17 protein-coding genes are annotated in these 21,244 nt (G+C 68.5%); 1 reads left to right on the forward strand and 16 read right to left on the reverse strand.

The window, feature by feature from the left end; translation table 11 throughout:
* Positions 1–49: 49 nt before the first annotated feature.
* From ABD648_RS06775 to ABD648_RS06815, 9 genes are all read right to left on the reverse strand, one after another.
* Positions 50–1,438: a glycosyltransferase gene (locus tag ABD648_RS06775; protein ID WP_282214209.1), complete on the reverse strand. Its 1,389-nt coding sequence runs from the start codon at positions 1,436–1,438 to the stop codon at positions 50–52.
* Between the two features lie 8 nt (positions 1,439–1,446).
* The gene (guaA, locus tag ABD648_RS06780; protein WP_282214210.1) at positions 1,447–3,033 is read right to left on the reverse strand and encodes a glutamine-hydrolyzing GMP synthase; all 1,587 of its coding nucleotides are present in this window, start codon (positions 3,031–3,033) and stop codon (positions 1,447–1,449) included.
* Positions 3,030–3,521 carry a DUF3817 domain-containing protein gene (locus ABD648_RS06785; protein WP_116634596.1) on the reverse strand — a complete coding sequence of 164 codons (492 nt, stop codon included), beginning with the start codon at positions 3,519–3,521 and terminating at the stop codon, positions 3,030–3,032. The genes guaA and ABD648_RS06785 overlap by 4 nt, the downstream gene beginning before the upstream one ends.
* A 156-nt stretch (positions 3,522–3,677) precedes the next feature.
* Positions 3,678–4,655, reverse strand: a complete 978-nt coding sequence (locus ABD648_RS06790; RefSeq protein WP_282214211.1) for a class I mannose-6-phosphate isomerase — start codon at positions 4,653–4,655, stop codon at positions 3,678–3,680.
* The gene (locus tag ABD648_RS06795; RefSeq protein WP_282214212.1) at positions 4,652–5,860 is read right to left on the reverse strand and encodes an ADP-dependent glucokinase/phosphofructokinase; all 1,209 of its coding nucleotides are present in this window, start codon (positions 5,858–5,860) and stop codon (positions 4,652–4,654) included. The genes ABD648_RS06790 and ABD648_RS06795 overlap by 4 nt, the downstream gene beginning before the upstream one ends.
* Before the next feature lie 33 nt (positions 5,861–5,893).
* Positions 5,894–6,757, reverse strand: a complete 864-nt coding sequence (locus ABD648_RS06800; RefSeq protein WP_116634594.1) for a ketose-bisphosphate aldolase — start codon at positions 6,755–6,757, stop codon at positions 5,894–5,896.
* Positions 6,758–6,802: 45 nt separating this feature from the next.
* Complete coding sequence (locus ABD648_RS06805) at positions 6,803–7,648, reverse strand: carbohydrate ABC transporter permease (RefSeq protein ID WP_282214213.1); 846 nt, start codon at positions 7,646–7,648, stop codon at positions 6,803–6,805.
* 2 nt (positions 7,649–7,650) lie between these two features.
* Positions 7,651–8,574 (reverse strand): carbohydrate ABC transporter permease, encoded by a 924-nt coding sequence (locus tag ABD648_RS06810; protein ID WP_282214214.1) that lies wholly within the window; start codon positions 8,572–8,574, stop codon positions 7,651–7,653.
* Between the two features lie 79 nt (positions 8,575–8,653).
* The gene (locus tag ABD648_RS06815; RefSeq protein ID WP_282214215.1) at positions 8,654–9,955 is read right to left on the reverse strand and encodes an ABC transporter substrate-binding protein; all 1,302 of its coding nucleotides are present in this window, start codon (positions 9,953–9,955) and stop codon (positions 8,654–8,656) included.
* A gap of 230 nt (positions 9,956–10,185) precedes the next feature.
* Here ABD648_RS06815 and ABD648_RS06820 point away from each other — a divergent pair, with 230 nt between their 5' ends.
* Positions 10,186–10,989 carry a DeoR/GlpR family DNA-binding transcription regulator gene (locus ABD648_RS06820; protein ID WP_282214216.1) on the forward strand — a complete coding sequence of 268 codons (804 nt, stop codon included), beginning with the start codon at positions 10,186–10,188 and terminating at the stop codon, positions 10,987–10,989.
* 237 nt (positions 10,990–11,226) lie between these two features.
* On the opposite strand, the gene ABD648_RS06825 is transcribed toward ABD648_RS06820, so the two are convergent.
* From ABD648_RS06825 to ABD648_RS06855, 7 genes are all read right to left on the reverse strand, one after another.
* Positions 11,227–15,831 (reverse strand): ExeM/NucH family extracellular endonuclease, encoded by a 4,605-nt coding sequence (locus ABD648_RS06825; RefSeq protein WP_344708672.1) that lies wholly within the window; start codon positions 15,829–15,831, stop codon positions 11,227–11,229.
* Positions 15,832–16,102: 271 nt separating this feature from the next.
* Positions 16,103–16,861, reverse strand: a complete 759-nt coding sequence (locus tag ABD648_RS06830; protein ID WP_282217517.1) for an SURF1 family protein — start codon at positions 16,859–16,861, stop codon at positions 16,103–16,105.
* A 58-nt stretch (positions 16,862–16,919) separates the two neighbouring features.
* Positions 16,920–18,035 carry a GuaB3 family IMP dehydrogenase-related protein gene (locus ABD648_RS06835; RefSeq protein ID WP_116634586.1) on the reverse strand — a complete coding sequence of 372 codons (1,116 nt, stop codon included), beginning with the start codon at positions 18,033–18,035 and terminating at the stop codon, positions 16,920–16,922.
* Positions 18,036–18,178: 143 nt separating this feature from the next.
* Positions 18,179–19,867 carry an ABC-F family ATP-binding cassette domain-containing protein gene (locus ABD648_RS06840; protein ID WP_282214218.1) on the reverse strand — a complete coding sequence of 563 codons (1,689 nt, stop codon included), beginning with the start codon at positions 19,865–19,867 and terminating at the stop codon, positions 18,179–18,181.
* Positions 19,868–19,945: 78 nt separating this feature from the next.
* Positions 19,946–20,311, reverse strand: a complete 366-nt coding sequence (locus ABD648_RS06845) for a type II toxin-antitoxin system VapC family toxin (RefSeq protein WP_282214219.1) — start codon at positions 20,309–20,311, stop codon at positions 19,946–19,948.
* On the reverse strand, positions 20,308–20,556 hold the full coding sequence (locus ABD648_RS06850) for an AbrB/MazE/SpoVT family DNA-binding domain-containing protein (protein WP_282214220.1): 249 nt from the start codon (positions 20,554–20,556) through the stop codon (positions 20,308–20,310). The genes ABD648_RS06845 and ABD648_RS06850 overlap by 4 nt, the downstream gene beginning before the upstream one ends.
* A 47-nt stretch (positions 20,557–20,603) precedes the next feature.
* A complete protein-coding gene (locus tag ABD648_RS06855; protein WP_282214221.1) occupies positions 20,604–21,155 on the reverse strand; it encodes an OsmC family protein in 552 nt (183 codons plus the stop codon).
* Positions 21,156–21,244: the final 89 nt, after the last annotated feature.

A 21,244-nucleotide genomic window follows, 5' to 3' on the forward strand; every position in this document is an offset into this window, starting at 1 on the left:
ATCGACATCCGCCGGAGATTTTCTTGAAATTCTTTTTTTGCGACGGAGCTCAGCGGCGGGAGGGACGCGAGACGGCGTCCTGGATCACCGCGGTGAGGGCGGCGAGAGAGTGCTCGGGATTCCACGCCGCGGCGACCGAGGGGGTCTCGGCACTCAGCCGGGTGCGCAGCCCCTCGTCGGTGAGCACTCGACGCAGCGCCTCGCCCAAGGCATCGACGTCTCCGCCGGGCACGAGGACTCCCCCGCCCTGCTGCAGCACATCGCGGATGCCGTAGCGCACGTCGTACGCGATGACCGGCGCCCCGTGCAGCAGCGCTTCGACCACTCCGAGCGGCTGACCCTCGAACGCCGTGGACGTGACGACGACCGACGCGCGTTCGAGCACCTGTCCCGGCTCGTCCGTGTAGCCCGCGAGCAGGATCCTGTCCCCCGCCCCCAGCTCGTCGAGCAACGTCTGGAGCCGCCCGTGCTCGGGGCCCTCGCCCCAGATCTCCAGCCGGGCGCCTGGAACATCGGCGGCGAGGAATGCGCGGATCGCGTGATCGACGCGTTTGGCGGGGGCGAGCCGACCGAGCACTACGACGAGGCCGTTCTCGCGCAGGTCGTCCCGACGCTCGACGGGTGTGATGGGGTTGGGAACGACGACGTGCCGCGCCGCGTCACCGAACCGGGCCACCACGTCGTCGCGCTGCGTCTTCGTCGGCCACACGACCGCGTCGAACCGCTCGGCGAGCGTGAACCAGCGCGTCCAGAACGCGCTCATCGGCGCGTCAGCCGTGTAGGGCGCTTCGAGGTGGATGGTGTGGATCGGGTGGATGATGCGCACTCGGGGATCCGACCAGTCGGCGATGAGTTCACCGAGCTGTCGGGACTCGCAGATCACGACGATCGTGCGATCGCCGAAGGATGCCGTGACGTGATCGAGCCAGGCCCGGTACAGCCCTCGGAAGCCGCGCACGCCGCCGACGACCTCGCCGGACGCATCGTGGATCAGGACCGGCTCCTCCGTGAGATGCCAGTCGGGGTTCCCGAGGATCACCGGCAGCGCCGCGAACGGGCGTCCGGCGGCATCCTCGAGCACGCGGTACTCGACGGCGGGGTCGGGTTCCGCCGCGGCATCCGCCGCCGCGAGGAGCCAGGCCGCTGCTCCCCCGCCGGGCGCGACGGCCTCGTCGAAGAGATTGCGCATCCGCGACGGATCGGTCAGCGCGCCGTGCTCGGCGAAGGTCGCCCGGTGCTCCGCATGCGCGGCCGCCGTACCGGGATCGAAGGTGAGCAGCTGCGGCCCCGCACCGTCGGCGATGCCGGCGCCTGCAAGCTGCCGGGCGCGCGCGAGCGCGGCGATCGCGTACCCGCCGTCCAGCCCGGGGATCAGCCGGCTGGACAGCACCAGGTACTCGGCGTCGGGAAGCTTCCCGGCCGCCGCTTCCGGGGACACGGCGTCCCCTACTCCCACTCGATCGTTCCCGGCGGCTTCGACGTCACGTCGAGCACGACGCGGTTCACGTCGCGGACGCCGTTCGTGATGCGGTTGGAGATCTTCGACAGCACGTCGTACGGGAGGCGCGTCCAGTCGGCCGTCATGGCGTCTTCGCTCGAGACCGGGCGCAGCACGATCGGGTGACCGTAGGTACGGCCGTCGCCCTGAACACCGACCGAGCGCACGTCGGCGAGGAGCACGACGGGGCACTGCCAGATCTCCTGGTCGAGGCCGGCCTTCGTCAGCTCCTCGCGAGCGATCGCGTCGGCCTCACGCAGAATCTCGAGACGGTCAGCGGTGACCTCACCGATGATCCGGATGCCGAGACCGGGCCCCGGAAAGGGCTGGCGGCCGACGATGGCCTCGGGGATGCCGAGCTCGCGGCCGATCGCGCGGACCTCGTCCTTGAACAGCGCGCGCAGCGGCTCGATGAGCTCGAAGTCGAGGTCGTCGGGAAGTCCGCCCACGTTGTGGTGCGACTTGATGTTCGCGGTGCCCGCTCCGCCGCCGGATTCGACGACGTCGGGGTACAGCGTGCCCTGCACGAGGAACTTCACCGGAGCGCCACCCGAGGCCTTGGCCTCGGCGACGAGGTCGAGCTGCACCTTCTCGAACGCGCGGATGAACTCGCGGCCGATGATCTTGCGCTTCTCCTCAGGGTCGGTCACGCCCTCGAGGTGGCCGAGGAACGTCTCCGCCGCGTCGACCGTGATGAGCCGCACACCGGTGGACTCGACGTAGTCGTTCTCGACCTGCTCGCGCTCGCCCTTGCGGAGGAGGCCGTGGTCGACGAAGACCGCGGTGAGCTGGTCGCCGATCGCCTTGTGCACGAGGGCCGTCGACACCGCGGAGTCGACCCCGCCGGAGAGGGCGGAGATGACGCGGGCGTCACCGACCTGCTCGCGGATGCGCTCGATCTGCTCGGCGATCACGTTGCCGCTGTTCCAGTCAGACGCGAGACCGGCACCCTTGTGCAGGAAGTTCTCGATCACGCGCTGACCGTGGTCGGAGTGCTTCACCTCGGGGTGCCACTGCACCCCGTAGAAGCTGCGCTCCTCGTTCGCGAACGCCGCGACCTTGGTGGCGTCGGTGGTGGCGAGGACTTCGAAGCCCTCCGGCGCCTTGGCGACCTGGTCGCCGTGACTCATCCAGACGTTCTGCTCGGCCGGCTGGCCACCGAGCAGCGTGCCGCCGTCACCCGAGATGACGGCATCCGTCGCACCGTACTCGCGGAGCCCCGTGTGGGCGACCTCGCCGCCGAGGGTCTGGGCCATGTACTGGAAGCCGTAGCAGATGCCGAGCGTGGGGACCCCGAGATCGAACACGGCGGGGTCGAGCCGCGGAGCACCCTCTTCGTAGACCGACGAGGGGCCGCCGGAGAGGATGATCGCCACGGGGTTCTTCGCCGCGATCTCCGCGGCCGTGGCGGTGTGCGGCACGATCTCGCTGTACACGCCCGCTTCGCGGACGCGACGGGCGATCAGCTGCGCGTACTGCGCGCCGAAGTCGACGACGAGAGCAGGACGCTGCTCGGTCTCGGAATGCTCGGTCAACGGACACCTTCCGGGGCATTGTTCGGGTGGGTCGCTGAGCTCGTCGAAGCGTCAGCGGCCTCCCTCGTGGCGAGATAGGTCTTCACGTCGCGGGCGACGATCGTCTCCATGATGAAGGACAGCAGCGGGATCACGCCGCCGAGCGCGAGCAGGATGAACCGCAGGAACGGCCAGCGCATCAGGCTCCACATGCGGAAGCACGCGAAGAGGTACACGACGTAGAACCAGCCGTGCGCCACCAGGATGAAGAGCGAGAGGTTGAAGCCGTCACCAGTGGACTCGAGACCCTCCGGGCCCTCGACGACCGGTGCGAACCAGAGCGGTCCGCCGGATCCGCCGGCGAAGAGTTCGAGGTGGATCGGCGTGTACTTCAGCACCATCTCGGCGACCAGCAGGAGCAGCATGACTCCGGTGATGATCGACGCGATCTGGTAGAACTTCAGCGCACCGCGGATCGCCGGAAAGCTGGCGACTTTCGGTTCGGGCATGCACCCAGTCTAGACGGCGTGAGAACGGTCCGATTCAGGCGCCGGCACCGCCTCCGCGCATGCACGACTTCGGAGATCGAAGGCGACCCCCGGGGGTCCGGTCCGTTCCGGCGGCGTGTTGCTCCCCACCTCCGCCGTTGTGCGCGGGATGCCGCCTCAGGGCGCGGGCGGACGCGCGACCAGCAGCTCGCCGTCGCCGCTGACCTCGAGACGGCCCGCGGCCGCAGGCACGAGCACGGTCGCCCCCGCCGTGAGCTGCTGCCCTGCGAGATCGACCGCACCGGCGGTCACGATCACGATCGCGAAACCGGGCTCGAGGATGGCTGCGCCGTGCACCGGCATCCGCACGAGTCGGAAGTACTCGTCGGCATCGCGGGGGAACACCGATCCCGACGACGGTGCAGCGTGCACGAGCGCCCCCATCTCGGCGACGCTCCGCGCCGTCCGCGTCACTGCGGTGAGCGCGAGGTCGAAGCCGAGACCCAGATGCCCCTCCTGAGGCCCATTGATCTCGAAGCCCTCCCATTCGAGCAGGATCGACAGATCCTCGGGCTGCTGCAGCTCGAGCAGCAGCACGCCTGCACCGATCGCATGAAGCTCGCCGGGAGGAACCCAGACGACATCGCCCGGATGCACCTCGATGACATGCAGGAGTCCGAGCAGAACCTCGACGTCCTGACGCGCGACGAGATCGGCGAGGGTCTCGACCGCGACGTCCTCCCGCAGCCCGACGTGCACCGTGCCGCCCTCGAGGATGTACCAGGCCTCGGCCTTGCCGTGCGTGCGGCCCAGATGCGAGGCGGCGAAGTCGTCGTGCGGGTGGGCGTGCACCGGCAGGCGCTGGCCGGCGTCGAGGAGCTTGACCAGCAGACGGGCGTCCGAACCCCAACGCCGTGCGTGGCGGTCGCCGAGCCAGGCGACGGGATCCGCCTCGATCGCGTCACGGAGGAGCCGGCCGTCCGGGAGCGTCGTGAGGCCAAGTGCTTCCTCGCCGCGGATGGTCGAGGTGGATCCGACCCAGTCCTCCGGCTCGCGTGGAGCCGCCTCCTCCTCTCCACGGAACGCGGAGATGCGCGCGCCTCCGCGGTAGAAGCGCTCCGGCGGACGATTCGAGGGGAGGACGATCGGGTTCACTGCTGCTCTCCGCTCCGGGCGTGCGCGGCGAGGAACCCGCCGACGAAGGTGTCGCCGAGGCCGATGGTGGTCGGCGATGCGACATCGAGAGAGAAGGCGGCGACGCCGACGGCATCCGGAATCGCGTCCTCGATCGCACGGACGAGCGCGACTCCCCCGGCATGCCGATCCATAGCGGCCGTCTCCGCCGCGTCCGCGGCCGTGAAGCCGTCTCCGAGCCGGAAGCGGGTCGCAGCCACTCGTACCGCGCTCTCGAGAGCCTCTCGATGGCGGGCTGCATCCGGTCCGACCGCGAGCGCCCAGCAGCGCGTGTGCACCACGAGGGCGGGCACGGGGATCAGCCGGTGGATCTCCTCGAGCGCCGGGGCGACCTGAGCCGGATCGAGCAGATCGACGGCTCTGCCGAGATACTCCTGCAGCTCGTCCTCGTTCATCCCGTACACCTGGATGTGCGGCAGCAGCCGTGCCCGCACCGTCTCGGCGAAGGTGCGGGTGTAGAAGCCGGCGTCCTCGTAGTAGACCAGGGCCCCCACCGCCAGGCGCGCCATCGCGGTGAGGAGCTCGCTCAGCCGACGCACCAGCAGGTCGTGATCCTGCATCGTGTTGAACCCCGAGATGAGGAACGCGGAGGCGTCGGCGAGTGCATCGGACAAGTCGGCGGCGATCGCCATCGTCCGATTCGGCGGATCGTTGGCGAAGATGAGCCGATTGGCGCCGGGCGAGACAACCTCGCCGTCCGCGAGGCGCACATGCGCTCCCGCCGGATACTGCACGATCAGGTGCGGGTCCAGGGTGTCCCCCTCGGCGGACGACACGATCGTGATCCTGTCGGGAAGCAGCCGGCGCACGTTGTCGTCGATGCTCACCAGATGCTGCACGCTCGGGATGCCGAGGCTGTCGAGCACCAACCCGGCGCGGACTCCCGTGCCGCCGAGTGTCACCTCATACGCGAAGTGCGCGGCGAAGCGCTCGACGACCTCGGAGGATGCGACGAAGCGCTCCGCCCCGATTCCGTCGGCGGCGAAGGCGAGGATCGCGACCAGGAGGGAGCGCTCGTCGACGATGGGCGCCGTGGTCGTGAGCTCGTCCATGCGCACGTCATGCGCATGGACGAGCTGCTCGAGAACCGCGGAATCCCACCGCAGCTCGTAGTCGACCGTGCCGCCGAGCCCGAGCACCAGCTGCCTGTCCACATCGCCGATCATCCGTCGAGCGTCCTCACTGTCGATTCGTGTGCGTCAGTAGAGACCGGCCTTGCCGTCGGCACCGAACAGCTTGATCTTCTCAGCCGCCGTGGCCTTCATGGCGGCGATCGGCTCGGGCTGGATCGCGTTCGGCTCGCGCAGACGCTCGTCGGTGCCGAGGATCTCGCGCATGCGGTTGTGGTACGCCACCTTGATGTCGCTGGAGATGTTGATCTTGTTGACGCCGAGCTCGACGGCGCGGCGGAGCTCGGAGTCGGGGTTCGACGATCCGCCGTGGAGGACGAGCGGGATGCCGACGGCGGCCTTGATCTGCTCGAGCAGGTCGTGCCGCAGCTCGGGGTTCTTCTCGGCCGGGTAGAGCCCGTGCGAGGTGCCGATCGCGATGGCCAGGCTGTCGACGCCGGTCTCCTGCACGAAGCGCACCGCATCGTCGGGGTTGGTGTAGATGATCTCCGCCGCCCCCGACTCGCCGTAGCTGTCGTTGGCGCCGATCGTGCCGAGCTCGCCCTCGACCTGCACGCCGACCGCGTGCGCGGCCTCGACGACCTTGCGGGTCAGCGCGACGTTCTCCTCGAACGGCAGCAGCGAGGCGTCGATCATGACCGAGGTGAAGCCGGCCTGGAACGCCGTGATCATCTGCTCGTACGTGCCGCCGTGATCCCAGTGGATCGCGACCGGGACGCTCGCCCTGTGGGCACGCGAGCGCATCGCGGTGATCAGATCGGTCGTGATGTGCGAGACCTCGTCGGGGTGGATCGCGATGATGACCGGGGCGTTCAATTCCTCGCTGATGTCGATGATGCCGGTGAACATCGCCCAGTCGCTGATGTTGAACGCCGGGATCGCGAAGTTGTTCGCATTGGCGACGTCGAGGATGGATTTGCCGGTGTAGAGCACGTGTTTCTCCTGTTTCGTGGTGGTCGTGGGTCCGTTCGGACGGCGTCAGCTCTTCACGGAGCCGGCGGTCAGCCCGCTGATGAAGTAGCGCTGGAAGAAGAGGAAGAGCAGCAGCACGGGGATCGAGCCGAGCACGCTCATCGCCATGATCTGGTTCCACTCGTAGGAGTGCTGGCCCATGAGCAGCTGGATGCCGATGGGCACCGTGCGCATGTCGATCGTGCGTGTGAGCGTCAGGGCGAACAGGTACTCGTTCCACGCGATCATGAACGTGTAGATGCCGACCGAGACGATGCCGGGAACCGAGATCGGCACGAGGATCCGCCACAGCGCGGTCATGGATCCTGCGCCGTCCACGCGCACGGCCTCATCGAGCTCACGCGGCAGGGTGTTGAAGTAGCCGGTCATCATGATGATCGCGTAGGGCAGCGTGAACACCATGTAGGTGAGGATGAGCCCGGCGTAGGAGTTGTAGAGACCGAGCGCCACCATGAGTCCGAAGTACGGGATCAGCAGCGTGATGGGCGGCACCGCCTGCACGCTCACGATCACCACGTTCAGGATGCGCTTGCCCCGGAAGTCGAACCGGCTGAACGCGTAGGCCGCCTGGATCGCCACGATCAGAGTCAGCACGGTCACGGAGCCTGCGACGACGTAGCTGTTCAGGAAGAACCGCATCGTCTCGGGGTTCGTGAAGATCGCGATGTACGCGTCGAACGAGAACGTGTCGGTGAGCAGCCGCGGCGGCAGCTCGAAGATCTGTGTGTTCGACTTGAACGAGCTGGACAGCATCCAGAGCACCGGGCCCGCCGCGAAGACCGCGCCGATGAGGAGGCCGATCGTCACCCCGGCGGTCCCGACGCGGCGCTTGCCCTTGACGGTGAGAGCCATGGTCAGTCCCTCGCTTTCTGGTGACGGACGTAGAACACGGCGAGCACCATCGACATCAGCAGCACGAGGACCGCGGAGGTCGCGGCGAGCGAGAAGTCGTACTTGGCGAACGCCAGCTTGTAGGTGAAGGTGCTGAGCACCTCGGTCACGTCGATGGGGCCACCACCCGTCGTCATCCAGATGAGGGCGAACTGCTGGGAGGTCCAGATCAGGTCGAGCAGCACCAGGCTGACGATGATGGGCCGCAGCTGCGGGATCGTGACGTTCCAGAACCGCTGGATCGCGCTCGCACCGTCGACGGTCGCCGCTTCGTTCAGCTCACCGGGGATGCCCTGGAGCCCGGCGAGCAGGCTCACCATGAAGAACGGGTACCCCGCCCAGATGTTGATGAACGTGATGGTGCCGAGCGCGAGCTGCGGAGAAGCGAGCCACTCGATGTCGGTGTTCAGCAGGAAGTTGATCACACCGTTCGGGGCGAGCAGCATGCGCCAGAGGACGGCGATCACCGCGACGGTGAAGAGCCACGGGAGGACGTAGAGGGCCCGGAAGATCGCACGGGCCGCGTGGTGCAGCAGGGTGCTGTTGAGCATCATCGCGAAGCCGAGCCCCAGGACGAGGTGGGCGATCACACTGCCGATGGTGAAGACGAGGGTGTTGCCGGTCGCCTTCCAGAAGCCGGGATCACCGAGGATCTCGACGAAGTTCGCGATGCCGACGAACTCGGGCGACTTGTTCAGGATGACGTTGTCCTGGAACGAGTAGCCGATCACCATGATGATCGGCACGATCATCAGCACGAGAAGCAGGATGATCGTGGGCGACAGGAAGGCGTAGGACTCCGTGGTCTTGCGCAGCTGACGTCGCCGGCGCGACAGCGGCACTCCGGTGACGATCACCTCGGTGTCGTCGGTCGTTCTCAGGCTCATGGGAACCGGTGCTCCTTGGTTGGTCGGGTGCCGCATCGCAACCGCGATGCGGCACCCCGTTCATGCGGGAGGCGGGAGATCAGAACTCCGCTTTCCAGGCCTCCTGTGCCTTCTTGAGCGCATCGTCGATCGACTGCTGGCCGTCGAACGCCGACTGCAGCTGCTCACCGAGCTGGCGCATGAGCTCCTCCGCGACGGGGAGGCCCGTGAACTCGTTCGCCGGGTATCCCGCCTGGTAGATCTCGAACGCCTTCTTGAACAGCTCGTCGTCCTCGACGAAGGCCGGGACGGATTCCGAGTTGCCGGGGAACGCGTTGGCCATGGTCGAGAGCTCGGAGTTGGTCTCCTCGCTCATGAGGAACGACACGAGCTTGAACGCGGCATCCTTGTGCTCCGAGTTCTCGGCGACGCCGATGCCCCAGGACGCGTAGGGGATGCCCCGTTCGCCGTCGTAGCCGTCCTCAGCGGGGAGCGCTGAGATCGAGAACTTCAGGTCGGGGTTCGTCTCGCGGATCAGGTTGATGTGCGCGAGCGAGTCGATCATCATTCCGGCGCGGCCGTTGGTGAACTCCTCGACCTTGTCCTGCTCCTTCATCGTGAAGGAGCCGGAGGCGATGACGCCGTCATCCCAGAGACCGCCGATGTACTCGACGGCCGAGGTGACGTCGTCGTTCGTCAGGTCGGGCTGACCGTCCTTCAGCATCGAACCGCCGGATGCCCAGACCCACGACATGACGTCGTTCTGCACGCCGTTCGGCGTCTCGAGCGACAGCGGGAGCACCCAGCCGGAGACGTCTCCGCCGAGGGCGGTGACCTTCGCCGCGGCATCCGCGAACTCCGTGCGGTTCGTCGGCGGCGCGTCGACGCCGGCCTGCGCCAGCAGATCGTCGTTCGTGAACATCGGGTAGACGAAGTTCACGACCGGGATCATGTAGGTGCTGCCGTCGACCTGGATCTGGCTGGCGAGCTGGCTGTCGTCGTAGTCGTTCTCCTTCATCAGCGCGGTGAGATCGGCGATGACGCCCTGTGAGGCGAAGTCGTTGACCCAGGCGCCGTCGAGACCGACGACGTCGGGCATGGTTCCGGATGCCGCACCGGCGAAGAGCTGTTCCTTGGTCGATGCGTACGGCCCGCTGACCAGCTCGACGGTGATGCCTGGGTTCGCCTCCTCGAACTTGTCGATGAGCGCACGGAACTCGCCGTCCGGCAGCTCCGGCTCCCACCACTGGGCGAACTCGATCGTGACGTCTTCGCCGTCACCGCCGCCACCGTCTCCCGTCGTGCTGGGCGCGCAGCCCGCCACGGCCAGCAGGGTAACCGCCGCGGTCGCGGCGCCGACGATGTTCCGGGTTCGTCTGCGCCCTCGTCCCACTGTGCTCATCACTTCTCCTCTTCGAGATCGTGCCGCATGACGCGCTTCAATGCTTCTTCATGCGGTTTTGAGCCATGTTATGCCGACATCTGCATGTTCGTCAAGGAGGACTTTCCTGCGATCGGGCGGTTCAGTCCCCGAATCTCGGTGATCTAGCCCGCCAATCGCTCGCCGCAGCCTGTGCCGTTTTTTGCACGACTATGCCGTGTTGATCCTCTGAATGTGCTAAAGATGAGGTCATGGATGCTTCCGGAACGGCGCGACGCCGCCTCCCTGCGGGCAGGAAAGCCGACCTCGCCAGCTATGTCGAGCAGACGGGGCAGGTGACGGTGAGCGATCTCGCCGAGCACTTCGGCGTTTCGATCGACACGATCCGCCGCGACCTCGATCAGCTCGACCGCGAGGGTGTGCTCGTCCGCACGCACGGCGGCGCGGTCAGCTCCGCGAGCGGCCCCCTGAAGGACCGCGCGCTCGACGTGCGCATGCGGGTGCAGACCGAGGAGAAGGAGCGGATCGCGCGAATAGCGGCCGGCCTGGTCGAAGACGGCTCGGTCATCATGCTGAACGCGGGCACGACGACCCTCGCGGTCGCGCGGGCACTGCGCAATCACCACGACCTGACGATCGCCACGAACAACCTCCGCATCCCCGGGGAGCTCTCGCCGTCCGCCTTCCGGGATCTGTACGTGTTCGGCGGGGCCGTGCGATCGATCACCCAGGCCACGACGGGACCTGTGACGTTCACGATGACGCCGGGAGGACCGGAGGTCGATATCCGCTGCGACCTCGCTCTCATCGCGGTCGGCGCCATCGACGAGGCCGGATACTCGACCTCGAACCTCGGCGATGCCGCGATGATGTCCGAGATGATCCAGCGCGCGGAGCGCACAGCGATCCTCGCCGACTCCACGAAGCTCGGCCGCAGGTTCTTCGCGCAGATCGCCCTGCTGGACCGCGCCGACTACCTAATCACCGACGCGCCCCCACCCGCGCGCATCGCCGCCGCCCTCGCGCAGGCGGACGTGCAGGTGCTCACCCCCTGACGAGTCGGCGATCCCGGGCATCCGGTCCGGGCATCCGGTCCGGGCATCCGGTGTCCAACTTTTGCGGCCACCCCGAACTTCTGCGGCCAAAATATGCCGATGTGGCCGCAGAAGTCAGGATCGGCCGCAGAAGTTCCGCGCATCTGAGCGACGCGCGCATCTGAGCCGCCCGCGCAACAGCGGAGGCCGTCGGGGTCTCCCCCCGACGGCCTCCGCCCTGTCATCCTGCGTGCAGGATCACCACCATCCGGTGAGGAGATCCCACAGCCAGTCGAGGATGTCCTGGATCGCGCCGCCGATGCCGCCGGCCCGGTTGACCGTGACGGTGGCCGTCGCCTCGTCACCGTCCGCCTGCGACACGGCGACCGTGTACTTCCCGGGCTGCGTCTTCTTCGGAACCGTCACCGACGCGGTGAACGAGCCGTCGTCACCGACCTGGATCGTGCCGACGTCGATCGGCTGCCCCTTCTTCGGACGCAGCTCCACGGTCACGGTCTCGCCGGGCTGATATCCCTCGCCGGTGATGGTGAGCTTCTTGCCCGCCGCCACCTTGGAGGAGCCCAGCTCGATCGTCCCGGCGAACTCCTCTTCGCCGGCGATCGTGAACGGCACCTGCACGGTCGTCCCGGTGCTCGCGACAGCGACGGTGAGCTGCTGCTCACCGAAGACGCCCGACGGCACCGTGAACGTCAGGCTCGCCCGCCCGACCTCGTCCGTGGTGTCGACGATGGCCGGGTCGATCGCTCCGGCCGCGAGCTGCGTGCCGCCCAGCGAGAGCGTCACCTCGCCCGGAGCCGGCTCCCCCGCGCTGAACGCGAGCGAGGAGAGCGATACGGTCACCTGGTCGCCGGCGCTGTAGCCGTCGGCATCCGCCGGGCTGACCGCGACGCCGACCGCACGCTGGGCGTAGTCGGGGCTCGCGGTCTTGTTCGCGTCGAACCAGTCGACCATGGACTGCAGGTCGATCTTGCCCGTGTCGCGCTTGCCCGTCCCCTGCTTGAAGGTGGAGAAGTTGTCTCCACCGGCGGCGAGGAACGAGTTCGCGGCGACCGTGTACTCCGCTGCGGGGTCGATCGGCGTGCCGTCGAGCGTGATCGACGTGACCCGCGAACCCTGCGCCCCGGCGGGGTCGTAGGTGTACACCAGCCCCTTCGAGACGCCGAGCTTCAGGAACGGCCGTGCCGAGCCCGCGGGCTGCCACTGCTCCTCCAGCACGCCCTTCAGCTGCGCACCGGTGAGAGTCAGCGTCACCAGCGTGTTCGCGAACGGCTGGACCGTCGCCGCCTCGCGGTACGTGACGTTGCCGTCGGGATCGGATGCTCCGGCCGAGGCGTACGCGAGGTTCGCCCGGATCCCGCCCGGGTTCATCAGCGCGATGTCCGCGTCGGTGGACCACTTCTGCACGTCGGCGACGAAGTTGCCGATGGTGGACTCGCCACCGCGGTTCTCCGAGCCGGCCGTCTGACGCGCGCGGTTGAAGTCGGCGGTGATGTCTCCGACCTTGATCGCGCCCAGCACGTCGGCCTCGGCCTTCGCCTTGGCGACGATGTCGGCGACCTCGGGGACGGCCGGGTACAGCGGCGCGCCCGCAGCCGTGAGGGGCTTGATCTCGTTGGCGATCGAGATCAGGTCCTTCGTCTTCGGGTCCACCTGGATGTTCATCAGGCCCAGGTTCTCGCCGTACTGACCTGCCGAGACGACCGGGCGGCCGTCGATGACGTGGTTGTACGCGAGGTGCGTGTGCGCCGAGACGATGGCGTTCACGTCGTCGTCGACGCCGTAGACGATCTCACCGAGCGGCGATTCCGGGGTGATGGCCCCGACGTCGACGCTCTCCGCGCCCTCGTGGACGAGGAGGATGACGACATCCGCTTCGCCGTTCGACTCATCGCCGTCGCGCAGGTCGTCGGCCACCGCGTTGACGGAGTCGACGATGCTGCGCACCTCGAGGTCGGCGATGCCCTCAGGCGAGACGAGCGAGTCGAGGTCCTCGGTGACGGCGCCGACGAAGCCGACCTTGACGCCGTCGAGCTCCTTGACCCACGCCGGTGCGAGTGCGGGCTCGCCGGTCTCCGTGACGAAGACGTTCGACGAGATGTACTCCCAGTCCGCGCGGTCCTGCACACGATCGCGCAGATCCTCCCAGCCCTGGTCGAACTCGTGGTTGCCCGCGGCGCTGACATCGAGACCGGCCGCGTTGAGGGCGTCGATCGTGGGGTTGTCGTCGTTGATGAACGAGGTGAACGTCGACGCACCGATCAGGTCGCCGGCTCCGGCGAAGATCGTGTTCGGGTTCGCCTCGCGGAACTGCTTGACCGCGCCCGCCAGGACGGCCGCGCCCGCGGCAGCGCCGTCGGCCTCGATCCGCCCATGGAAGTCGTTGACCGTGACGACGTCGATGCTCACCGGCGGGAGCTCCGAGGAGACGCCGACGATGATCGGGTCGTGGTCGCTGGACCGGTAGGGCGTACCCTCCTCGGTGGCGCCGAAGGCGTAGCCGCGGTCGCTCCACTCCGGCGAGTTGATGCCCCAGACGCCGGCGCCCGTGATGGACGCGGCGAGCGACGGCGACGCGATCACGTGGTCGAGCGAGCCGAGCTCGCCGTCGAACGTGTACGTGTACTGACCGGCCGCCTTGTCGGCGACCAGGTCGCTCCAGCCGTTCGAGGTGAAGACGTCGATCGGGTCTTCCTTGCCGTACGCGTTGAAGTCGCCGATCAGCAGCATGTCGCCGCTGCCGGTGGTCTCCTCGAGCTCGGCGGTGAACGCCAGGATCGCGTTCGCCTGCGCGACGCGGTCGGCGTTGAAGAAGCCCTGGCCGTCGGCCGGCTCCGCTCCCGCGCCCTGCGGCGGCGACTTCGACTTCAGGTGGTTGGCGACCACGGTGACGACCCGGCCGTCGATGTCGAACGCCTGGGCGATCGGCTCGCGCGCGTTGCCCCAGACGGTCTCATCGGTGACGGTCGCGCTGTCGCCGACGGTGGAGACGGCATCATTCTTGTAGATGATCGCGTTGGTGATGTAGTCGGTGGTGGCCGCGTCGTTCAGCGCGTCGGGGGTGGGCACGTAGTCCCACACCTCGCTGCCGGCGTCCGCGTTGAGGCCGTCGACCAGATCCGCCAGCGCCGAGTCGATCGGCTCGCCCAGCTTGACCGAGTTCTCGATCTCCATGAGCGAGACGATCTCGGCATCCAGGCCGTTGATCGCCGAGACGATCTTCGACTTCTGGATCGCGAACTCCTCGGCCGTCTCCGCTCCCCGGGCGTCGGGGTTCTCGGAGGTCAGCGTCGTGAAGTAGTTGTAGACGTTGAACGACGCGACCTGCACGTCTCCGCCGACCTCCGGGGCCGACTCGGTGCGCGGGTTCGTCGCCGTGAAGCCGACCTTGAGGTCTTCGGGAGAGGCGTCGTCTATCGGCACGACGGGCTGCAGCCGCCAGTCGTCGAAGCCCCACTGGAGGACGTAGCCGTTGTCGCCGAAGTCGACGGTGTCGCCGTTGCGGACCACCGCGTCCTTCGTGAAGTACGGCTGAGCACCGGGGTGGCCGTTGTTCGTCACCTGGATGGACCAGCCGTCGTCGAGCAGGAGGCGATTGGCGCGATTGGCCGCGGCGATGGCCGCCGCCGCGTCTCCGGGCCGCGTGGTCTCGGTGCTCTTGACGTTGAGGTCTGCCCCGGCGTTGAGCCAGAGCGTTCCGAAGTTGAACAGCTGGTGGCTGGATGCGAGGCGGTAGGTGCCCTCCGGAGCCACGTACATGTTCTCGTACTGCTCCCGGTCGGCGCCGCGCACGGCGTCGGGAAGCGGCGTGACGGCGGGCACTCCGGCGCCTGCCGCGAGCACGGCGATGTCGGTCACCGCGCCGGGGTTCAGCTGCGTCTGGCCGAAGTACTCGCCGACCGAGCCCGTCACCGAGACGAGGTCGCCGATCGCGAGGGTCGGGGCCAGCGCGTTGAGGAAGACGAAGACGCCGTCGGATGCGCCGGGCGTCGCGTCGTCCGCGCCGCCGGAGCCCTGCGTCTGGATGACGATGCCCTTGTAGCCGCCGGTGCGGTAGTCGGCGGTGACGACGCCCTCGACCGTGACGGTCTGGCCGCTCAGCGGCGAGACGTCGGCGGTGCCCTGCACCTCGGCGATCGAGACCGTGGTCGGATCGGGATCAGGATCGGGGTCCGGATCCGGGTCGGTGCCGCCGGTGCCCTGCGGGGTAATGGTGGCGGAGAGCGTGAAGTCGACGCTGTTGTCGTCGGTGTCTGCGCCGCTCGTGCGGTTCAGCGACTTGACGTCGGTGTTGCCCGCCGGCGGAGTCGCCACGGCGGTCTCGAACGTGTTGGAGGTGCCGTAGCCGAGCAGGTCGATCACGCCGTCGACGCCGACGACCGAGCCAGGGGTGAGGGTGACGGCGGCCGTGCCCTCGACGAGCGCGAGTGTGCCGGTGGTGCCGCTCGGCGTGAGGGTGCTGACCGCATCCGGAGCGGGAAGGTCTGCGCCGTTCGCACCGTTGCTGTTGCCCTGCACCAGGTAGTAACCGCCGGCGGGGATCACGCCGGTGAGCGGTGCCACGCCGTTCGAGGCGCCGGTTCCGGTCGCCGACCGGTACTGCAGCGACTTGCCGTCGAGGGTGATCGGCTCGGAGGTCGGATTGTAGAGCTCGACGAACTTGTTCTTGAAAGCCGCCCCTGCGCTGCCGCCGGAGAGGTACGCCTCATTGATCACCACCCCCGTCCCTGCCGGATCGGCGAAGGCGGGCACGGCGGTCAGCGAGCCGAAGCCCAGCGCTGCCACACAGGTCAGGGCGAGAGCGCCGACGCGCCCCCTGTTTCTACGGTGAGCGACGGGAGCCATGCGGTTCCCGTCCTCTGGAGCGGACATCATCGGTGCGGTCTCCTCGGTCGGTGGTGCGACATCTCTCATGAATCTGTCACGGCGCGCACCGGGGTCTCCCAGCCCGCACACATGTTGCGAGCATACGGAGCGCTCCGGACATCCTCAATGGAGTTCTCCGATTCGTCACCGACCGCTCACCGGATGGCCGCGGCGACCCCCGACGAAGGTCCATATGCCGGCATTCCGGCGCACATGTGCGCACCCGCCCCCGCGCAGATGCGCGACGTGATCAGGCCGTTTCCACGCCTCGTGCGTCTTCGAACTCCTCGACCTCGCGCTCCCACGCGTCCTTCGCCAGGCGGTACCAGAGGTAGAACGCGAAGCCCGCGAAGATCGCCCACTCGACGGCGTAGAAGATGTTCAGCCAGTTGATCGGCGACTGCTCCTCGGGTGCGGGAGAGGAGATGTCCACGAGTCCGGCGGTCGCCGTGGTCGAGGCGAGGAACGGGCGGTACACGTCGAGCTCCTCGGTGTCGTGCCAGCGGCTGAGAAGCGCCGCCGTCGACATCCGATCCATCCGATCGGGGTCCGTGCGCGGTGGGACGGACGGCCCCTCGTCGGAGATGATCCGGCCGCCGATCTCCACCTGGGAGCCGTCGACCTCGGCGTCGAGCCGTTCGATGGCGGCATCCGCCGTCTCGCGATCCGGCGCCCAGCCGATCGCGACCGCGATCGACGTGCGGTCAGCGACCCGCAGCTGGCCGGTGACCCAGTAGCCCTCGACATCGTCGTTGAAGCGGCTCGACACGACGAGGAAGTCCCCCTCGACCCACTCTCCCGAGGTCTCGACCTTCTGCCCGACCAGCGGCTCGGGAAGGTACTGCCCGGGTTCGACGACGTCGGTGAGCGGCCGCACCTGCTCGGTCGCCCCCGCCGGGGGCGGATCCGTCTCGATCGCGCGCTCGAGCTGCCACTGCCCGAGCCACGCGAACACGCCGGCGACGACGAGGCACAGCAGCAGCATCCCGATCCAGCGTCCCCGCAGCATGACCTCGCGAAGGGTCGGCGGGAACGGCGCAGTAGTCGACACGGTGACGAGCGGGTCCTCAGGCCTCGTACGGCGCGAGCACGACCTCGACCCGCTGGAACTCCTTGAGGTCGGAGTATCCGGTGGTCGCCATGGACTTGCGCAGGGCGCCGATGAGGTTCGCGGTGCCGTCGGCGACGGGGGCGGGACCGTAGAGGATCTCCTCGAGGGTGCCGATGCCGCCGACCTCGACGCGGCGTCCGCGCGGCAGCTTCGAGTGGTGTGCTTCCGGACCCCAGTGGAATCCGCGGCCGGGAGCGTCGGTGGCGCGGGCGAGCGCGACGCCGAGCATGACGGCATCCGCCCCCATGGCCAGCGCCTTGACGATGTCGCCCGACGTGCCGACGCCGCCGTCGGCGATCACGTGCACGTAGCGGCCTCCGGACTCGTCGAGGTAGTCACGACGCGCAGCAGCGACGTCCGAGACCGCGGTGGCCATCGGCGCGTGGATGCCGAGCGTCGCGCGGGTCGTGGAAGCCGCTCCGCCGCCGAAGCCGACCAGCACGCCGGCAGCGCCGGTGCGCATGAGGTGCAGTGCCGCGGTGTAGGTGGCGGCGCCGCCGACGATGACCGGGACGTCGAGGTCGTAGATGAACTTCTTGAGGTTCAGGGGCTCGTCGACGCTGGACACGTGCTCGGCGGACACCGTGGTGCCGCGGATGACGAAGAGGTCGACCCCGGCAGCGGCCACGGTGTCGTAGTGCTCCTGTGTACGCTGCGGCGTGAGGGATCCAGCGACGGTGACGCCGGCTTCACGGATCTCGGCGAGGCGGCGGGTGATGAGCTCGGGCTTGATCGGCTCGGAGTACAGCTGCTGCATGCGCACGGTCGCTTCGCCGTCGTCGAGCCCGGCGATCTCCGTGAGCAGCGGCTGGGGGTCTTCGTATCGCGTCCACAGCCCCTCGAGGTCGAGCACGCCGAGGCCGCCGAGCTGCCCGAGCATGATCGCGGTCTGCGGGCTCACGACGGAGTCCATCGGCGCTCCGAGCACCGGGATGTCGAAGCCGAACGCGTCGATCGTCCATGCGGTCGAGACATCCTCGGGGTTGCGCGTGCGGCGCGACGGCACCACCGCGATGTCATCGAACGTGTACGCGCGGCGTGCGCGCTTTCCTCGGCCGAGCTCGATCTCCATGGTCACCCGTCCAGCCTACCCGGCGCTCGACGAAGCCTGCGGCTGCGAGGCGGGAGCGGTCGCCGGCGCTGACCGGGTCGAGGGGTCAGAGAGTGCCGCCTTCGACCGCGACGCACGGCGTTTCCTGACCCCTCGCACTCGGCTCACCTCGCGCGTGCGACCCGTTTCTCGTCCCAGACCGGCGCGTCGGACTCGTAGACGTCGCCGTCCGAGCCGAACACCAGGAACCGGTCGAAGGATCGCGCGAACCAGCGGTCGTGCGTCACCGCGAGCACCGTCCCCTCGAAACGCGCGAGCGCGTCTTCGAGAGCCTCGGCCGACTCCAGGTCGAGGTTGTCCGTTGGTTCGTCGAGCAGCAGGAGCGTCGCGCCGGACAGCTCCAGCAGCAGCACCTGGAGCCGCGCCTGCTGTCCGCCCGACAGGGAGTCGAACGTCTGCTGCGCCTGCCGGACGAGCCCGTACCGGTCGAGCGCGGAGCTGGCGGCATCCCGCGGCATCCCCGCACGGCGGTCGTCTCCGCGGTGCAGGATCTCCAGCAGCGTGCGCCCGACGAACTCCGGGTGCGCGTGCGTCTGCGCGAAGAGGCCCGGCACGACCCTGGCGCCGAGCGTCGCCGTGCCCGTATGCGGCACCTCGCTCAGCTGCTCTCCGGTGGACGTGACATGGCCGAGCGTGGCATCCGGATAGCTGCCGCCGCGTGCCAGCAGCCGCAGGAAGTGCGACTTCCCCGATCCGTTCGAGCCGAGCACCGCGACGCGATCGCCGTACCAGACCTCGGCATCGAAGGGCTTCATCAGCCCGGTGAGCTCGAGGGCGGAGGCCACCACGGCGCGCTTGCCCGTACGAGAACCGCGCAGACGCATGTCGAAGTCCTGCGCCGGGGGCCGCTCCTCCGGCGGACCGGCCTCCTCGAACTTGCGGAGCCGCGTCTGGGCGGCCTGATACCGCGACGCGAAGCCGTCGTTCGCCGAGGCCTTGACCTTGAGGTTCGCGACCAGGGTCAGCAGCTTCTCGTGCTGCTCGTCCCAGCGCCGCCGGAGCTCGTCGAGACGATCCATCCGGTCGGTGCGTGCCTGCTGATAGGTCGCGAAGCCGCCGCCGTGCACCCACGCGGTCGAGCCGGCGCCTCCCGGCTCGAGAGTGATGAGACGGTCCGCGGCGCGAGCCAGGAGCTCGCGATCGTGCGACACGAGGAGCACGGTCTTGGGCGTCTGCCGCAGCTGTCCCTCGAGCCAGCGCTTGGTGGGCACGTCGAGGTAGTTGTCCGGCTCGTCGAGCAGCAGCACCTCGTCGGGACCGCGCAGCAGCGCCTCCAGCGCCAGCCTCTTCTGCTCGCCGCCGGAGAGCGTCGTGAGCTCCCGGAAGCGCGCTCGCTCGAACGGCACGCCGAGCGCGGCGACCGTGCACTGATCCCACACGGTCTCGTGCTCGTAGCCGCCGGCATCCGCGTACTCCGCGATCGCCGACGCGTACGCCATCTGCGTGTCGTGCTCGTCGCGCTCGATCAGGGCGTTCTCCGCCGCCTCGAGCCCCTGCGCCGCCGCGCGGATCCGCTGGGGTGCAACGCTCACGAGAAGGTCGTGCACGGTCTGCCCCTGGCGTCCGTGTCCGACGAACTGGTCCATGACGCCGAGCCCGCCGTCGATCGTGACGACTCCGTCGTCGGCCGGCTGGTCACCACGGATGATGCGCAGCAGCGTCGTCTTGCCTGCGCCGTTCGGTCCGATCAGCGCGCTGGTGGATCCTGCGCCGACCCTGAATGTCGCCTCGTCGAGAAGCGGTCTGCCGTCGGGGAGCGTCAGAGACACTCCGGAGACATCGATGTAGCCCACTGTTCGTGGCCGTCCTTCCGCCCGCGAACAGCGAGCCGACCAGGTTATCAGTCCGCGACGCCGTCGGCGGAATCGCGATCAGGGTCGGAGCTGGATGATCCGGTCCGACCGACCCCACGCACGATCCGCCGTGAGCACCGGCGCATCGAGGCGCCGAGCGAGCGCGAGGCAGAGCCGATCCCCGAGCGACAGTCCGCTGCCGCGCTTCCACATCGCGGCAGCCGCTTCGGCGTCGGCGTATGAGACGGGCTCGATCGTCAGCTCGTAGCTGCGCAGCAGACCGGATGCCACGCCCCAGTCCGCACCGGCGGCGCGCACCTTCTGGGCCACCTCCGCCCAGTTCGCCGCACCGACGACCGCTTCGTCAAGAACACCTTCGACCTGATCGGCACCCGGCTCCCCCTGCAGGAAAGCGAGGACCGCCGAGGCGTCGAGGACGGTCACGCGGCGTCGTCCTCCGAGGCCGCTGCCGCCCGGCGATCGGCGAGAAGCGATTCGACGAGGTCGGATCCGTCGAGCTGCGACCGCACCAGCGCCTTGGCCTGATCGCGCGTCACGAGGATCACTCCCCCGCTCGTCTCGATCATCAGCAGCCGGGAACCCTGGTCCCAATGCTGTCGAGCACGGAGCTCGGCGGGGATGACCAGGCGTCCGCGATCACCCATCGGTGCGACGAATGTGGTATCCATGGCCTCACCGTACCACTGTCAGACTGATGATGGTACGAGGAGAGCGATCAGACGAGCGCGCTCGACGTCGGCACGGTGCCGGCGAACAGATCGAGCACCGGGCAGTGCGCGTCGACGACCTGGCGGAGGTTCTCGTACTGCTCGGGGCTGTCGGGGCCGGTGATGTCGACCTTCACCCGGATGTCGTGGAATCCGGCACGGCCCGACTCGTCGATGCCGAAGAGCTTCCGCACGTCGAGGTCTCCCTCGGCCGTGATCTCGATCTCGTCGATCGTGAGACCGAGCGCCTGGGCGTAGAGCCGGTACACGACCACCTGGCACGACACCAGCGCACCCAGCGCGTACTCGACGGGGCTCGCGGCCACGTCGTCCCCCGCGAGCGCGCTCGGCTCGTCCACGATGAATCGGTGCTTGCCGGCACGGATCTCCGTCGCGACCGAGCCGATGCCTCGTCCGCTCACCCGATAGGTCAGCTGAGCGCTGCCCGCATCCGCGGCGATGCGCTCGTTCCACGCCGCCCCCGCATCGTTCAGGCGCTGTGCGCGCTCGGCGGGTGTGACGTCGGAGACGGCGCTGATCTGGTCCTGGAGAAGAGTCATGCGGGAAACGTAGCCGGGCCATGAGGCACCCGCACCCTCGGCGTCACGGTCCTTCACGGGCCGTCATCCGCCGTCATGGGAGACGGACG

Source organism: Microbacterium luteolum (assembly GCF_039533965.1).
In the GTDB taxonomy this organism is placed as follows: domain Bacteria; phylum Actinomycetota; class Actinomycetes; order Actinomycetales; family Microbacteriaceae; genus Microbacterium; species Microbacterium luteolum.

Excerpts from the sequence above, each read along its gene's own strand:
- ABD648_RS06835 (WP_116634586.1), bottom strand. The coding sequence starts at position 18,035 with ATGGAGATCGAGCTCGGCCGAGGAAAGCGCGCACGCCGCGCGTACACG.
- ABD648_RS06855 (WP_282214221.1), bottom strand. The coding sequence starts at position 21,155 with ATGACTCTTCTCCAGGACCAGATCAGCGCCGTCTCCGACGTCACACCC.
- ABD648_RS06830 (WP_282217517.1), bottom strand. The coding sequence starts at position 16,861 with ATGCTGCGGGGACGCTGGATCGGGATGCTGCTGCTGTGCCTCGTCGTC.
- ABD648_RS06850 (WP_282214220.1), bottom strand. The coding sequence starts at position 20,556 with ATGGATACCACATTCGTCGCACCGATGGGTGATCGCGGACGCCTGGTC.
- ABD648_RS06805 (WP_282214213.1), bottom strand. The coding sequence starts at position 7,648 with ATGGCTCTCACCGTCAAGGGCAAGCGCCGCGTCGGGACCGCCGGGGTG.
- ABD648_RS06820 (WP_282214216.1), top strand. The coding sequence starts at position 10,186 with ATGGATGCTTCCGGAACGGCGCGACGCCGCCTCCCTGCGGGCAGGAAA.
- ABD648_RS06795 (WP_282214212.1), bottom strand. The coding sequence starts at position 5,860 with ATGATCGGCGATGTGGACAGGCAGCTGGTGCTCGGGCTCGGCGGCACG.
- ABD648_RS06825 (WP_344708672.1), bottom strand. The coding sequence starts at position 15,831 with ATGGCTCCCGTCGCTCACCGTAGAAACAGGGGGCGCGTCGGCGCTCTC.
- ABD648_RS06815 (WP_282214215.1), bottom strand. The coding sequence starts at position 9,955 with ATGAGCACAGTGGGACGAGGGCGCAGACGAACCCGGAACATCGTCGGC.
- ABD648_RS06785 (WP_116634596.1), bottom strand. The coding sequence starts at position 3,521 with ATGCCCGAACCGAAAGTCGCCAGCTTTCCGGCGATCCGCGGTGCGCTG.
- ABD648_RS06810 (WP_282214214.1), bottom strand. The coding sequence starts at position 8,574 with ATGAGCCTGAGAACGACCGACGACACCGAGGTGATCGTCACCGGAGTG.